The organism is Neorhizobium sp. T6_25 (assembly GCF_002968555.1).
Lineage (GTDB): Bacteria > Pseudomonadota > Alphaproteobacteria > Rhizobiales > Rhizobiaceae > Neorhizobium.
In genome coordinates, this window is the sequence record NZ_PVBL01000008.1 from 32,974 (window position 1) to 47,658 (window position 14,685).

General features: G+C 63.5%; 13 protein-coding genes. 10 read left to right on the top strand and 3 right to left on the bottom strand.

The window, feature by feature from the left end; translation table 11 throughout:
- Positions 1-13: 13 nt before the first annotated feature.
- A complete protein-coding gene (locus tag C5L10_RS12795; RefSeq protein WP_172717015.1) occupies positions 14-1,093 on the bottom strand; it encodes an ABC transporter substrate-binding protein in 1,080 nt (359 codons plus the stop codon).
- A gap of 514 nt (positions 1,094-1,607) precedes the next feature.
- On the opposite strand from C5L10_RS12795, the gene C5L10_RS12800 reads away from it, so the two are divergent.
- From C5L10_RS12800 to C5L10_RS12830, 7 genes are all read left to right on the top strand, one after another.
- Positions 1,608-2,513: a LysR family transcriptional regulator gene (locus tag C5L10_RS12800; protein WP_046633401.1), complete on the top strand. Its 906-nt coding sequence runs from the start codon at positions 1,608-1,610 to the stop codon at positions 2,511-2,513.
- 236 nt (positions 2,514-2,749) lie between these two features.
- Entirely contained in the window at positions 2,750-3,829 is a 1,080-nt protein-coding gene (locus C5L10_RS12805; RefSeq protein ID WP_105429981.1) for an amidohydrolase family protein, read from the top strand.
- A gap of 3 nt (positions 3,830-3,832) precedes the next feature.
- Positions 3,833-4,954, top strand: coding sequence for an amidohydrolase family protein (locus C5L10_RS12810; RefSeq protein WP_105429982.1), 1,122 nt, complete (start codon positions 3,833-3,835; stop codon positions 4,952-4,954).
- A gap of 16 nt (positions 4,955-4,970) precedes the next feature.
- Positions 4,971-6,095 carry an amidohydrolase family protein gene (locus C5L10_RS12815; RefSeq protein WP_105429983.1) on the top strand — a complete coding sequence of 375 codons (1,125 nt, stop codon included), beginning with the start codon at positions 4,971-4,973 and terminating at the stop codon, positions 6,093-6,095.
- Complete coding sequence (locus tag C5L10_RS12820; protein ID WP_105429984.1) at positions 6,092-7,198, top strand: amidohydrolase family protein; 1,107 nt, start codon at positions 6,092-6,094, stop codon at positions 7,196-7,198. Before C5L10_RS12815 ends, C5L10_RS12820 begins: the two co-directional genes overlap by 4 nt.
- A 2-nt stretch (positions 7,199-7,200) precedes the next feature.
- Positions 7,201-7,614: a Rieske (2Fe-2S) protein gene (locus C5L10_RS12825; RefSeq protein ID WP_037083330.1), complete on the top strand. Its 414-nt coding sequence runs from the start codon at positions 7,201-7,203 to the stop codon at positions 7,612-7,614.
- Positions 7,615-7,648: 34 nt separating this feature from the next.
- On the top strand, positions 7,649-8,668 hold the full coding sequence (locus tag C5L10_RS12830; RefSeq protein WP_105429985.1) for an extracellular solute-binding protein: 1,020 nt from the start codon (positions 7,649-7,651) through the stop codon (positions 8,666-8,668).
- A gap of 81 nt (positions 8,669-8,749) precedes the next feature.
- On the opposite strand, the gene C5L10_RS12835 is transcribed toward C5L10_RS12830, so the two are convergent.
- Together C5L10_RS12835 and fabF are read right to left on the bottom strand one after the other, a co-directional pair.
- Positions 8,750-9,931, bottom strand: a complete 1,182-nt coding sequence (locus tag C5L10_RS12835) for a thiolase family protein (protein WP_105429986.1) — start codon at positions 9,929-9,931, stop codon at positions 8,750-8,752.
- An 11-nt stretch (positions 9,932-9,942) separates the two neighbouring features.
- Complete coding sequence (gene fabF, locus C5L10_RS12840) at positions 9,943-11,232, bottom strand: beta-ketoacyl-ACP synthase II (RefSeq protein ID WP_105429987.1); 1,290 nt, start codon at positions 11,230-11,232, stop codon at positions 9,943-9,945.
- Between the two features lie 89 nt (positions 11,233-11,321).
- Here fabF and C5L10_RS12845 point away from each other — a divergent pair, with 89 nt between their 5' ends.
- The 3 genes from C5L10_RS12845 to C5L10_RS12855 all read left to right on the top strand — a co-directional run bounded on the left by C5L10_RS12845 (position 11,322) and on the right by C5L10_RS12855 (position 14,676).
- The gene (locus tag C5L10_RS12845; RefSeq protein ID WP_105429988.1) at positions 11,322-11,894 is read left to right on the top strand and encodes a TetR/AcrR family transcriptional regulator; all 573 of its coding nucleotides are present in this window, start codon (positions 11,322-11,324) and stop codon (positions 11,892-11,894) included.
- A gap of 147 nt (positions 11,895-12,041) precedes the next feature.
- On the top strand, positions 12,042-13,646 hold the full coding sequence (locus tag C5L10_RS12850) for an ABC transporter substrate-binding protein (protein ID WP_105429989.1): 1,605 nt from the start codon (positions 12,042-12,044) through the stop codon (positions 13,644-13,646).
- A gap of 40 nt (positions 13,647-13,686) precedes the next feature.
- The gene (locus tag C5L10_RS12855) at positions 13,687-14,676 is read left to right on the top strand and encodes an ABC transporter permease (RefSeq protein WP_105429990.1); all 990 of its coding nucleotides are present in this window, start codon (positions 13,687-13,689) and stop codon (positions 14,674-14,676) included.
- Positions 14,677-14,685 lie beyond the last annotated feature (9 nt).

Genomic DNA, 14,685 nt, shown 5'->3' on the forward strand with positions numbered 1-14,685 from the left:
CGGCCTGGGAGGCTTACTTGAAGATGTCCTTGGACTTGGCCAGCATCTCGTTCTGGCGGGTCGTGTCCGTGGTGCCGTAGAGCTTGGCTTCGGAAATCGCCTTGACGTCCGCCGGCAGCCCCTCGGTCATGCCGGGAAGGACGGGACCGTAGCCGAGGCTCGCATAGATTTTCTGCACGACCGGGCTCTGCATGAAGTCGAGATAGAGCTTGGCGGCGTTCGGGTGCGGAGCCTTCTTGAGCATGACGTTGCCGTAAAGAACGTAGGGAACGCCCTCCTCCGGAATGATGAACTTGACCGGCAGCCCCTTCAGATCCGAGAAATCGGTCATGATGACCGGCATGTAGATCGAATATTCGCCGCGTGCGGTACGGCGCTGCGATTCGCGCTGGTCGCGGGTGAAGACGAGCTTCTGGCTCGCGACCTTCCTCAAATAGTCTTCGCCGATCTTGTCATGGGTCGAGAAGAACCAGAGGTAACCGGCACCGATCGCGCGCGGGTCGTCGGACAGGATCTTGCCCTGCCACTTGGGATCGGCAATGTCTTTCCAGCTCTTCGGCTCGTCCGCAGGCTTCACGAGGCCGGTATTGATCATGATCCCGTAGGGAATGGTCATGACCGAGGCCATCGGCACCTTGAGCTTGAACTTGTCGCCGATCTTTTGAGAATTCGGGGTCGCCGGCAGCGGATCGACGGACTTGTCCTCCTTGTCGTAGAGCATGGTCTGCCCTTCGCTGGTGAACATCACGTCGGCGGCGAAGCGGCCGGCGGCCTGCTCGACGCGGACGCGCTCGCGGATCTCGGAGGCGCGCGCTTCAAGCACCTCGACGGAAATCCCGTATTGCTTGGTGAAGGCCTCGGCGATCTGCTTGGTGCTCGGCTGGCCGACGAGCGCTGTATAGAGGACGAGCGAGCCCTCCTTCTTGCCCGCGTCGATCACCTTCTGCCACTCGGCATCCTGCGCGAAGGCAGGAAGGCCGGCCGCCGCCGAGATGGCAAGGCTGCCCGCAGCCGCCATGAAAATCCGGCGCGACCATTTTTGAATGGCCGAAGCCTTCTGAATGACCGAAGTCATGGATGTGTTTGTCGTCACGAGTCTCTCCTCCCTGGAACCGACGATCGAGCATCGCGCCCGGGACCCGATCCCGGCACTCGACGCTCAAAATTTCTGCGGTCATCGACCGCGATCTCCCTTTTCACCGCAAGCGGTGGCGTTTTCCCGAGCAGCTGCAACCGGGCCCAAAACCCCGGCTCAATCCCGATCGCTCACCGATGTTCCAGAAACGATCTGGCGCGCACCGTGCGATTGACAAGGTCCCTGATAAGCACCGCATGATGCGGAGCGTTCAGACCTTCAGTTCGGACAGGATCGGCCTTGGCCAACTGCAAACTCCCTTTATCTGAACTCCGATCTGCGCCGGCTCTCCCTGCCGGTCGCGGCGATGCCGCCCGGCACCGGAATTCCCTCTTCTGTTAGATTGACCTTTTCCCGTGCAGGGGAAAAGCACCATTTTTTTACATTCACTTTTCTCGAAAATAGAAAGATGAATTGTGTTACCGTTTACGCGGAGGGCTGCCCGACAGGGCGGCATGGGAGACCTAAGACATTGGATACGCTTATCAATATCCGCACGTTTCTGGCGGTTGCCCGGTCCGGAAGCTTTTCGGCGGCCGGCCGTCATCTCGGCGTAGCACCCTCGGTCGTGACCAAACGCATCAGCCGGCTGGAAGACCAGATGCGGGTGAAACTCTTCGTCCGCTCGACCCGCCAGATCATCCTGACGGAGATCGGCGAGCGCTACCTGCCCCGCTACCAATCCCTGGTCAAGGAGATCGACGATGCGATCAGCGGAGCGGCGGCCGTCGCCCAGCGGATCGAGGGACATTTGAGGATAAAGGCGCCGACGACGGTGACGATCGCCTTCCTCGCTCGCATCCTGAGCGATTTCCAGCAGGAGAACCCGAACGTCACCATGGATCTTGCCCTGGTCGATCGCTCCGTCAATCCGGCGGAAGAAGGATACGACATCGCGCTCGGCGCCCTGCCCGCCTCCTATTCCAACGTCGTCGACGAACCGCTCTGCCCCTATCCGCGGAAACTCTGCGCCGCTCCCGACTATCTCGAAAACCGCGGCCTGCCCAAACATCCGCGCGATCTGGTCAATCACATCTGCCTGACGTTCCACGCGACGGGTTCGACCTGGTCCTTCCGCAGCCCCGGCGGCCCGATCGATGTCGAGGTGCGCTCCTCCTTCAGCGCCAACGATACCCAGATCCTGCACGACCTGGCGCTACGGGGCCGTGGCGTCGCCATGGTGGCGAATTACGTGGCGGAAGAATCGATCCGGACCGGCAAGCTGATCGAGCTCCTGCCCGACTATCCGGTGGCGGAACTCTGGCTGAAGGCGCTCATCCCCCAGACCCAGGCGCGGAAACCGACCGTGCGTGCGCTGATGGAATGGCTGCGCATCCATATGCACGCAGCTCTCGTTCCAGGTGATCGAGCAGCGTGAGCGCCACGCCTTTGCTCCAGGAGAAAAACTGAAAGCCGATTGGCTTTCTCGAATCGAGAAAGCCGCTACGATGAAAAAGCATATTCTCTTGGCTCCCCGTGCCGCTTACCCTCCCAAATCGAGGAAACGCATCGCTGATGCGAGGGTGCCGTCGTTTCGACACGCCGCCCGGGAGTGAGGTTCAGGTTCGCCGCGAAACGAGCGGCCGGGCCGACAGACAAGGGAGGTTTTAAGCGGTGGATACTGCTGTGACCCAGCAGCGCCCTGTGCTTTCGCAATTGGGCGCGATCGATTGTGACGTTCATCCGGACGCGCCGGGGCGAGAGGATCTTCTTCCCTATTTCGACGACTACTGGCGCGAGATCGTCACGACGCGCGATGTCGACCGTCTCGAGCTCACCAATTTCCCGACCCGCACCAAGCCGTTCTTCCGGGAGGACTGGAAGGCGACGGAGGGTAAGGGCGTCGAAAAGCTGCGGAAAAACCTGCTCGATCCCTACGGTCTCAAATACGCGATCCTCAACTGCGTCACCGCCGTGCACGCGATCTACGATCCCTATCTTGCGACCGCCGTCTGCCGCGCCACCAACGACTGGCTGAAGACGGAATGGCTCGACCGCGACCCGCGCCTGCGCGCCTCGCTCGTCCTGCCGATGCAGAACCCGGAAGCCGCCGTCGAGGAGATCGAGCGTTTCGCCGATGACAAGCGTTTCGTGCAGGTGCTGACGCTCTGCATGGGCGAGATGCCGCTCGGCCGCCGCATCTATTGGCCGGTCTACGAGGCCGCCCAGCGCCATGGTTTTGCGCTCGGCGTGCATGCCGGCAGCGCCTACCGCCACGCGCCGAGCCAGAGCGGTTTCCTCTCCTATCTCGCCGAGGATTACGTCCACCAGGTCCAGGGTTTTGCAGCCCAGGTCGGCAGTTTCGTTTCCGAAGGCGTGCTCGGCAAGTTCCCCGACATGAAGATCGTGCTGATCGAATCCGGCGTCTCCTGGCTGCCCGGCCAGATGTGGCGGATGAGCAAGGACTGGCGCGGCGCCCGCATCGAGATCCCGTGGGTCAAGGAACCGCCGTCAGCGCTCGTCCGACGCCAGATCCGCATGACGACCCAGCCCTTCGACGCGCCGCGCGACCCCGCCGAGCTGGAACGCATCATCGAGCATCTCGATTGCGACGACATGCTGTTGTTCTCGACCGACTATCCGCATGCGCAATTCGAAGGCGAGGCCGCGATTCCCCCCGGTTTCCCGGAACGGCTGATCGACCGGCTGGTTCGGGAGAACGCGCTCGCCACCTATTCGCGACTGGAGGACTAAGCCATGAACCAGGCCGTTCTGGACAAGGACACCACTCTGGAAAAGGATAAGGGGGCCGAAGCCAAGCTCGGGATCGTCGATTGCGACATACATCCCGCCTTCGGTTCGCCCGCCGAACTTGCGAAATTCCTGCCCGTCCGCTGGCGCGACCATCTGGCCGACTATGGCCAGCGCAGTGCCAATCCGGTGGTCGGCACCCTGCCCTACCCACGCATGACGCCCGGCAACGGGATGCGCCGCGACGCCTGGCCGCCGAACGGCGGACCGCCGGCCTCCGACCTTGCCTATCTGCAGGAGCAGCTGCTCGATCCGCTCGGCATCGAATACGGCATCCTGCAGCCGCTCGCCGCCGGTTCCTCGACGCTGAACCAGGAACTCGGCGCTGCCATGTGCGCTGCCGTCAACGACTGGCAGCTCGACAAATGGACAGGCCCGGAGCCGCGCCTCAAAGCCTCGATCTCCGTCACCCAGGAAGACGTGCCGGCGGCTCTTGCCGAAATCGAGGCGCGTATCGGCGACCGGAGTTTCGCCCAGATCGCGATTCCGCCGCGCACCGTAGAGCCGGCGGGACGTCGCCGCTACTGGCCGATCTACGAGGCCGCCGAACATTACGACATGCCGATCGGCATGCATTCGGCCGCCTACGGCCAGCACGCCAATAGCGGCGCCGGCTGGCTGGATTTCTATATCGAGGAGCACTACGCCTTCTCGCACAGCCTGCAGAGCGTCGTCACCAGCATGGTCTTCGAAGGCGTCTTCGAACGGTTCCCGAAGCTGAAGCTGATCGTCGTCGAAGGCGGCTTCGCCTGGGCGGCACCGCTGATGTGGCGGCTCGACAAGCAGTGGGAGCGGATGCGCTCGGAAGTGCCGCATGTGAAACGGCCGCCGTCCGAATATATCCGCGAGAACGTCTGGTTCACCACCCAGCCGATCGAGGAGCCGGAAAACAACCGCCACCTGCTCGACACGCTGCGCTGGGTCGGCACCGATCGGCTGATGTTCTCGACCGATTATCCGCATTGGGATTTCGACGACCCACGCTACGCCTTCAAGGTGCCGCTGTCGCCGACGGAGCGCGCGCAGATCTTTCGCGATAACGCAAAGCGCGTCTACCGCCTGCCCTGACCATGGGAGTGCTCACATGAATGAAATGGTGAGATCGCTGGGCAACGAGCCTGGACTGTCGACCATCGGCGGCATCGACTGCGATCTGCATCCGGCCCCGCCGGCGACCGCGACGCTGCTGCCCTACCTCGACGAATACTGGCGCGAAACTTTTATCATGCGCGGCGTCGATCGGATGAGTCTGGCGATGACGGCGTCACCTCCCCGTGCGCCGATCAATGTCCGTCCTGACTGGAAGGCGGCAAGCGGTTTTGCCGGCGATACGCTGGAGGCAGTCCGCACCCAGGCGCTCGATCCGTTCGGGACGCGGCTGGCGATCTGCAACGTGCTGCACGGCTCGATAATCATGCATTCGGACGACATGGCCGCGGCGCTCTGCGGCGCCGTCAACGAGTGGCTGGCGCGGGAATGGCTCGACAAGGAGCCGCGCCTGCGCGGCTCGATCATCGTCTCGGCCCAGAACGCGGAACTCGCGGTCACCGAGATCGAGAAACGCGCGGCCGACCCGCGTTTCGTGCAGGTGATGATCCTCGCCCAGAACGACGAGCCGCTCGGGCGGCGCCGCTACTGGCCAATCTACGAGGCCGCCGCCCGCAACAGGCTGCCGCTCTGTATCCACGCCGGCGGCAGCAACCGCCATGCGCCGACCGCTACCGGCTGGCCGAGCTTCTTCGTCGAGGCCTATGTGGCTCAAGCCTCGATCTTCGAAAGCCAGCTCCTCAGCCTCATCGCCGAAGGCGTCTTTCACAAAGTGCCGGACCTCAAGGTCGTGTTCGCCGAAAGCGGCTTCACCTGGCTGCCGTCGTTCTTCTGGCGGGCCGACAAGACCTGGCGCGGCGTACGCGCCGAAACACCGTGGGTCACCGAACAGCCGAGCGACATCGTCAAGCGGCATGTCCGCTTCACGCTGCAGCCGGTCGAAGCGCCGCTCGAAACCGATGCGCTCGCCCGCACGCTCGACCACATCGACTGCGACGACATCCTGCTGTTTTCGACCGACTACCCGCACGCGCAGTTCGAAGGCACCAAGGCGCTCTCGGCCAGGTTCGGCGAGACACTGACGAAGAAGATCCTGATCGACAACCCGCTCGCCACCTATCCGCGGATCGCCGCGGATTTTGAGAAGGAGGCCGCACGATGACCGAAACCCAAACGCTGGAACGCCCGGTCGAGGCGAAGACCAAGTACAATCTGATCGACTGCGACATTCATCCGTCGATGAAGACGCCGGCGGAGATACATCCCTATCTGTCGCAGCGCTGGCGGGATCATCTCGCAACCTATGGCGGCCATACCCGCCAGGGACTGTCCGAAACGCTGTCGCATCCGCGCATGGTGCCGGAGGTCTCGCGCGTAGACAGCTGGCCGCCGGCAGGTGGTCCCCCGGGTTCCGACCTAGCCTTCCTGCGCGAACAGCATCTCGACGGGCTCGGCATCGATATCGGCGTGCTCGTGCCGCTGCGCTTCAACGCCAGCGGCCAGCGCCATCCGAATTTCGCCACCGCCATCGCCACCGCCATCAACGACTGGCAGGTCGGCAAATTCCTGGAGCCGGAACCGCGCCTGCGCGGCTCGATCATCGCCACCCAGGAAGACCCGCAAAGCGCCGTCGCCGAGATCAACCGCCGCGCCTCCGATAAGCGTTTCGTGCAGGTCCTCCTGCCACCGCGCTCGATCGAGCCGCTCGGGAAACGCCGCCACTGGCCGATCTTCGAAGCGGCCGTCAGCCACGGCCTGCCGATCTCCCTGCATGTCGGCGGCGTCGGCGGGCATCAGGCGACCGGCGCCGGCTGGCCGTCCTATTACATCGAGGAGCACCACAGCCAGGTGCAGACCATGCAGTCGGTGATATCTAGCCTGATCTTCGAGGGCGTCTTCGAGCAGTTTCCGGACCTGAAAATCTCCTTCGTCGAAGGCGGCTTCTCTTGGGTACCGGCCTTCGGCTGGCGCATGGACAAGGCCTGGGCTGCGATGCGCGACGAGGTTCCGCACGTGAAGCGGCCGCCCTCGGAATACCTCAAGGCCAACATCTGGTTCACCACCCAGCCGATGGAAGAGCCGAACCCGGCCAGGAACCTCACCGACACGTTGAACTGGATCGGCACCGACCGGCTGATGTTCTCGACCGACTATCCCCACTGGGATTTCGACGACCCTCGTTACGCCTTCAAGGTGCCGCTGTCGGCGGCCGAAAAAGCGGCGATCTTCGCCGGAAACGCTATCAACTTCTATGGATTGAACTGAGCATGGCCCGTCACGTAATCGCCAAGGTCGATGAACTCGAAGTCGGTAAGTCCAAGCTGGTGAAGGTCGCCGGCCGCGACATCGCCCTTTTCAACGTCAAGGGCGAGTTTTTCGCCATTGCCAACCGCTGCCCGCACGAGGGCGCCGATCTCTGCCGCGGCCAGGTTGTCGGCCTCGCCGAGTCGGACGAGCCCGGCAAATACCGCATGACGCGCCATGGCGAACTCGTCCGGTGCCCCTGGCACGGCTGGGAATTCGATATCCGCACCGGCAAGTCCTGGTGCGATCCGGCGCGCACCCGCGTCAAGAGTTTCGACGTGAGCGTCGCCAAGGGCGGCGCGCTTGCCGAAGGCCCCTACCAGGCCGAAACCTTTCCGGTCTCCATCGACGAGGACTACGTGATCGTCGAGATCTGAAACCTTTTCACAAGCGAATATCTCGGGAGGAAAAATGTCGCTCATCACCAAATTGGCCGCGCTCATGCTCGGCGCGATGCTCTGTAGCCCGGCGCTTGCGCAGGATGCCGACTGGAACAAGGTGGTGGAAGCCGCCAAGAAGGAAGGCACCGTCACCGTCTACAATTCGCAGCTCGGCGCCCCGAACTTTCTCGCCGTCGTCGAAAGCTTTCAGAAGAAATACGGCATCAAGGTCGAGTCCCTCGACCTGCGCGCCAGCGAACTGACCGAGCGCCTGCGCGCCGAACAGGCCGCCGGCCGTTTCATCGCCGATATCCAGATGCATTCGGCGAACTCGATCGAGACCGGCGTCACCCAGGGGACCCTCGTCCAGCCGCTCGGAACCATCCCCAACGTCGCCAATATCCGCGAGGACATGAGAAAGGAGATCACCGACACCCACGTGCCGGGTTTCCTGCAGGCCTATGGCATCCTGGTCAACACCAGCCTGGTCAAGCCGGAAGATGAGCCGAAAAGCTGGAAGGACCTTGCCGACCCGAAATGGAAGGGCAAGATCCTCTCCGACGACATGCGCCCGCTCGGTTCCGGCGGCACGATGTTCGTCGTCTTCCACAAGGCCCTCGGCCAGGCGTTCAACGAGAAGCTCGCCGAGAACAAGCCGGTCTTCAGCCGCGATCTGCGCAATGACGCCAAGCGTGTCGCCCGGGGCGAATATCCCGTCTACATTCCGCAGATGTTCGCATTCGCCAACGACCTGAAGGGCCTGCCGATCAAGGTGATCGTGCCGCCGGAAGGGGCGCCCTACGTCTCGATCCATTTCGCGATGATGAAGAACGCGCCGCATCCGAACGCATCAAAACTGTTCATCAACCACTTCCTCGACATGGAATCGCAGGTCACCTACGCCAAGGCCTGGATGCTGCCGGTCGCCAAGGGTGTGGAAGACCAGCTCGACCCGGAATCCAAGCGCTTCGCCGGGGCCAAGCTGCTCGGCACCCGCGAGATGAACGAATACGGCCCGATGATGGATCTGGCCAAGAAAATCTATCCGTAAGGGTCTCCAAGACCCTAAGGTCCTCTCTGCCTGGATAGACGGAAAGCGCGGCAATCCCTCTTGCCGCGCTTTTTGCTGCTCCTATCGGATCATCTCCAACGCAAGCGCGATGCCCTGGCCGCCGCCGATGCAGAGCGTGACGACACCGCGCTTCAGGCCGTCGCGCTGCATCGAATGGAGAAGCCGCGTCGTCAGGATCGCGCCGGTCGCGCCGATCGGGTGGCCGTGCGCCACCGCCCCGCCTTCGACATTGGCGATATCCTCCGGCAGGGCGAGCCCCTTGAGGACCGCGAGAGGCACCGCCGCATAGGCCTCGTTGATCTCGATCCGCTCGATATCGCCGATCGTCCAGCCGGCGCGCTCCAGCGCCTGATTGACGGCCGGGATCGGCGCGAGCGCGAACATGCCGGGTTCGACGGCGGCAACGCCATAGGACACCAGCCGCGCCATCGGGCGCAGGCCCTCACCTTCGGCAAACGCCCGGTCGGCGACGATCATCGCCGCCGCGCCGCTGTTGAGGCCCGGCGCATTGCCGGCGGTGATCGTGCCCTCGTCGCGGAAGGCCGGTTTCAGCTTGGCAAGCGCCTCTATCGTGGTATCCGGCCTTGGCGTTTCGTCGGCGGCAAAACTCTTCACGCCACCCTTCACCGGAAGTTCGATGCCAACGATTTCCGGCGCGAACTTGCCCTCTGCTTGCGCCGTGCTGAACCGCTGCTGCGAACGCGCCGCCCAGCGATCCTGGTCCGCACGGCTGATCTGCTGCGATGTGATCATGTCTTCGGTATGCCAGCCGGAATGTCGGTCCGAAAACGCATCGTGAAGGCCGTCGAGCAGCATGCTGTCGAAAATTTCCGCATGGCCCATGCGATAACCCCAGCGGCCGCCGCTCATCAGGTAGGGCGCGCGGTCCATGTTCTCCATGCCGCCAGCAATGGCGGCCCTGGCATGGCCGAGCCAGATGTCCTTGGCCGCGCTGGCGATCGCTTCCGCGCCCGAACCGCAGACGCGGTTGACCGTGACTGCCGGCACCGAGACCGGCAGGCCGCCGTGGATCGCCGCCTGCCGCGCCGGGTTCATTTTGTTGCCGGCCTGGACGACATTGCCCATGGTGACCGAGGCCACCTCGGCGGTGCTGAGGCCGGAGCGCGCGATCGTCTCGCGGATGACCGCAGCACCGAGATCGACCGCCGGTATGCCGGCGAGCGAGCCGTTGTATTTGCCGATCGCGGTGCGCACCGGCTGGACGATGACGACTTCGGACATCGCGGTTCCCCCTAGATTGCGTTTTCGTCGAAGCGGCGCAGGATGACGCTGGCATTGACGCCGCCGAAACCGAAGCCGTTGGACAGCGCGTATTCGACCTCTGCGTGACGGGCCTGCGGTCCGATGAGATCGAGCCCTTCGGAGAGCGGATCGGGATCTTCGAGATTGAGGGTCGGCGGCAATATGCCGTCGCGCAGCGCAAGCGCGGTGATGATTGCCTCGAGCCCGCCGGCCGCACCCAGCAGATGGCCGGTCGCCGATTTGGTCGAGGAGATCGCCGGGCCGTTGCTGGTGCCGAAGACGGATTTGATCGCCGCAAGCTCGCCCGCGTCACCCACCGGGGTCGATGTGGCATGCGCGTTGAGATAACCGATCGCGTCGGGTTGAAGGCCTGCCATCTGCAGCGCCCGCTGGACCGCCCTTTTCGCCCCGGAACCATCGGCCGGACCAGCGGTCAGGTGATAGGCATCGGCGCTGGTGCCGTAACCGACCACTTCGACCAGCGGGGTCGCACCACGCGCAAGCGCATGTTCGAGCGTCTCGACGACGACGATGCCAGCGCCCTCGCCCATGACGAAACCGTCGCGCGCCGCATCGAACGGCCGCGACGCCTTTTCAGGCGTATCGTTGAAGGCGGTGGAGAGACCACGTGCTGCGGCAAATCCGCCAAGCGCCACGCGGTTGATGCAGGCCTCGGTGCCGCCGCAGAGCGCCACGTCGACTTCGCCGCTCCTGATCATCCGCACGCCGTCGCCGATCGCCTGGACGCTTGCCGCGCAAGCCGTCACCGGCGCGCCGATCGGTCCCTTGAAACCGTAGCGGATGGAGACATGACCGGCCGCGAGGTTGACGAGGAAGGACGGGACCGTGAAGGGCGAAAGCCGGCCGGCACCGCGGGCGTCCACCGTGCGCACAGCCTCGGCGATCGAATGGAACCCGCCGATGCCGGAGGCGATGATCGTCGCGGTGCGGTCTTGCTTGTCGTCGGTGTCGGCGACCCAGCCGGACTGCTCCATCGCCTGCCGTGAGGCTTCGAGCGCAAATGCGATGAATCGGTCCATCTTCTTGCGCTCCTTGTGCGGCACCGCAAGGTCGATATCGAAACCGAACTCGTCCTCGTCGATGCCGGGCACCACACCGCCGACCTTGGCGTCGATATCCGGTACCATCTCGTCGGAAAGCCTGCGCAGGCCGGAACGGCCCTCGATCAGGCGTTTCCAGGTGGCCTCCACGCCGCTGGCGAGAGGCGATACCATGCCCATGCCGGTGATCACTATTCTGTCGCTCGGTCTTGCCGGCATGTTTCACCTCGATTTAAATTTTGATCGTCATTTATCTCCTTTAAATGACGATCAGAATATAAGTGTCAAGGTGTTCGAAGGAGAAGACGATGAAGGTGAGCCGCCAGGAAGCCGAGGAGAACCGCGCCCGCGTGGTGTTGAAAGCGGGCGAACTGTTCCGCGAATATGGCTTTGACGGCATCGGCATCGCCGACCTGATGAAGGCGGCGGGCCTGACCCATGGGGGATTTTACGGCCAGTTCAAATCCAAGGTGGATCTGGCAGCCGAGGCGACGCGCGAGGCGCTTGCGCTCAACGCCGCGAACTGGCGGCAGACGATCGGACATACACGCGAAAAGGCCCTCAAGGCGATCGCAAGCATGTATCTGTCCCGGCCCAACCTGATCTTCAAGGCCAAGGGCTGCACTCTCGCCTCTCTCTGCGCCGACGCCTCCCGGCAGGGCGAAGCGGTGCAATCCGTGTTCGCCGAAGGCATCGAAAACCACCTCCAGCTGCTGCAGGAGATCGTCGATGGCGAGGGCGACGAGGATCGGCGCCGCAAGTCGATCGTCATCCTGTCCCAGATGGTCGGCGGGATGACGCTCGCCCGCGCGGTCGGCGACACGCCGCTCGCGGAGGAGATCCTCGCCACCCTCCGCGACAAGCTGGAGACCCGGCACTAAGCCTTTACGGCGCAATGGAAAATTCACCTTCCATCCCTGCGCGTTCAAGAATTTGTTCCCGAATGCCCCGCAGAGGAATTTCCTGCCTGTGCGACCGCACATTTCGCTGGCAATATGCTGAAAAATGGCTGGATGCAGGAGAGAGCAATGACGATCGCCACCCTATCCCGACGGACCCTTCTGCAGGCGGGCGGCACACTGCTCGCCTCGACAGCTTTACCGACTTTCGCCCTTGCTCAAGGTGCCGGCAACCGGCTGGTGGTCGCGGCAGATTCCGAACCTAAAAACCTCAACCCGGCGATCGTCGCCTCCAACGGCGTGTTCTTCATCGCGAGCAAGGTGGTCGAGCCGCTCGCCGAAGCCTCGTTCGACGGTAAGGACGGCTTGGCGCCGCGCCTCGCAACCTCCTGGGAAGGCTCGGCCGATGGCAAGTCGGTCACTTTCAAGCTGCGCGAGGGCGTGAAATGGCATGACGGCAAGCCGTTCACCTCCGCCGACGTCGCCTATTCGGCGCTCAGCATCTGGAAGCCGCTGCAGAACCTCGGCCGCCTCGTCTTCGCCAATCTCGAAGCGGTCGAGACACCGGACGCGACAACCGCGGTCTTCAAGTTCTCCAAGCCGACACCGCTGCAGCTCATCCGCAACGCCTTGCCGGTGGTCAGCAGCGTCGTGCCGAAACATCTCTATGAAGGCACCGACATCGCCACCAACCCGGCCAACGTGAAGCTGGTCGGCACCGGTCCGTTCAAGTTCACCGAATACAAGCCGGGCGAATATTACCGCCTGACCAAGAACGCCGACTACTGGGGCAAGGGCGAACCGAAGCTCGACGAGATCATCTTCCGAGTCCTGCCGGATCGCGCCGGCGCAGGTGCCGCACTGGAAGCGGAGGAAATCCAGCTTGCAGCCTTCTCGGCCGTGCCGCTCACCGATCTCGCCCGCATCTCCAAGGTGCCGGGCATCAAGGTCATCTCCAAGGGCTATGAGGCGCTCACCTACCAGCTCGTGGTCGAGATCAACCATCGCCGCAAGGAGCTCGGTGACGTCAAGGTGCGCCAGGCGATCGCCCATGCGATCGACAAGAAATTCGTCGTCGACACGATCTTCCTCGGTTACGCCGCTGCCTCCACCGGCCCGGTGCCGAAGAATGCGCCGGAATTCTATGATGCCAGCGTGCCGACCTACGCTTTCGACACCGCCAAGGCGAATGCGCTGCTCGACGAAGCCGGCTACAAGAAAGGCGCCAATGGCACCCGTTTCTCGCTGAAACTGCGCCCGGCGCCCTATTTCAACGAGACCAAGCAGTTCGGCGACTACCTGCGCCAGGCGCTCGCGGCAGTCGGCATCGATGCACAGCTCATCAATGCGGATTCGGCGGCGCACCAGAAGGCGGTCTACACGGATCACGATTTCGATCTCGCCATCGGCCCGCCGGTCTTCCGCGGCGACCCGGCGATCTCGACGACCATCCTCGTCCGGTCCGGCATCCCGGCCGGCGTGCCCTTCTCCAACCAGGGCGGCTACGAGAACAAGGATATCGACGGCATCATCGCCAAGGCTGCGGAAACGGTCGACACCGCGGTCCGCACGGAACTCTACAAGCAGTTCCAGAAGATCGTCGCCACCGACCTGCCGCTGATCAACGTCGCCGAATGGGGCTTCATTACTGTGGCGCGCGATACGGTGCTGAACGTCTCCAACAATCCGCGCTGGGCCGTATCGAACTGGTCGGATATAGCGCTGAAATCGTGATAGTCTTCAAGGTCCATCCGATTCAGAGGCGCTCTCCGGCGTGAACCGTGCCATTCGATTGATCCGACGTCGCGCGATCAGCAGCATCCCGGTGCTGCTGATCGTCGTCGTCCTGACCTTCCTCCTGCTCGAATCCGCCTCCGGCGATGCGGTGGATGCCTATCTCCTGTCGATCGGTGGCGGCGACGCCACCGTCGCCCAGTCGTTGCGTCAGGCCTATGGCCTCGACCAGTCGGTGCTCGCCCGGCTCTGGCTCTACGTCTCCTCGCTGGCGAAGCTCGACCTTGGTTGGTCCGTCGCCTTCGGGCGGCCGGTTCTCGACCTCATTCTTGAGCGCCTGCCAAACACGCTGCTGCTGATGGGCAGCGCCACGGCGCTTTCCTTCGGGTTGGGCTCCGCACTCGGGATCGTTGCCGGCGCAAAGCCTGAAAGCATAATAGATAGAGCGCTTTCGACCGGTTCCCTCATTCTTTACGCGATCCCCAGCTTCTGGCTCGGCCTGGTTTTCAGCATCGTCTTTGCGGTGCAGCTCCGCTGGCTGCCGACCTCCGGCATCGAGACCATCGCTTCCGGCAAGGTTGGCCTTGCCCGCGCCATCGATATCGCCCGGCACCTCATCCTGCCGGTCGGCGCCCTGGCGCTGATCTACATGGCGCTGTTCCTGCGGGTGATGCGCTCCGGCATGGCCGAAGCCTGGACGCTGGATTTCGTGCTGTTCGCCCGCTCCAAGGGGCTGTCCCGCAGCCGCATCGTTCTGCGCCATGTGGCGCGCAACGCGGCTCTGCCGCTCGTCACCATGCTCGGCCTGCAGTCGGCCGCCATGCTCGGGGGCAGCGTCGTCATCGAGAGCATCTTTGCCATTCCAGGCTTCGGCCGGCTGGCGCAGGAGGCGGTCAGCGGCCGCGATGCGCCGCTGCTGATGGGCATCATCGTCGTCAGCGCCGTGCTGGTCATCTGCGTCAATCTTCTCGTCGATCTCGTCTATGCAGCGCTCGACCCCCGCGTCGGTGCCTCGGAGCCCAATTCATGAGAGGGCGTG

Bases quoted from the DNA above. Each gene is read 5' to 3' on its own strand.
- C5L10_RS12845 (WP_105429988.1), top strand. From the start codon at position 11,322: ATGAAGGTGAGCCGCCAGGAAGCCGAGGAGAACCGCGCCCGCGTGGTG.
- C5L10_RS12815 (WP_105429983.1), top strand. From the start codon at position 4,971: ATGAATGAAATGGTGAGATCGCTGGGCAACGAGCCTGGACTGTCGACC.
- fabF (WP_105429987.1), bottom strand. From the start codon at position 11,232: ATGCCGGCAAGACCGAGCGACAGAATAGTGATCACCGGCATGGGCATG.
- C5L10_RS12835 (WP_105429986.1), bottom strand. From the start codon at position 9,931: ATGTCCGAAGTCGTCATCGTCCAGCCGGTGCGCACCGCGATCGGCAAA.
- C5L10_RS12825 (WP_037083330.1), top strand. From the start codon at position 7,201: ATGGCCCGTCACGTAATCGCCAAGGTCGATGAACTCGAAGTCGGTAAG.
- C5L10_RS12820 (WP_105429984.1), top strand. From the start codon at position 6,092: ATGACCGAAACCCAAACGCTGGAACGCCCGGTCGAGGCGAAGACCAAG.
- C5L10_RS12850 (WP_105429989.1), top strand. From the start codon at position 12,042: ATGACGATCGCCACCCTATCCCGACGGACCCTTCTGCAGGCGGGCGGC.
- C5L10_RS12830 (WP_105429985.1), top strand. From the start codon at position 7,649: ATGTCGCTCATCACCAAATTGGCCGCGCTCATGCTCGGCGCGATGCTC.
- C5L10_RS12810 (WP_105429982.1), top strand. From the start codon at position 3,833: ATGAACCAGGCCGTTCTGGACAAGGACACCACTCTGGAAAAGGATAAG.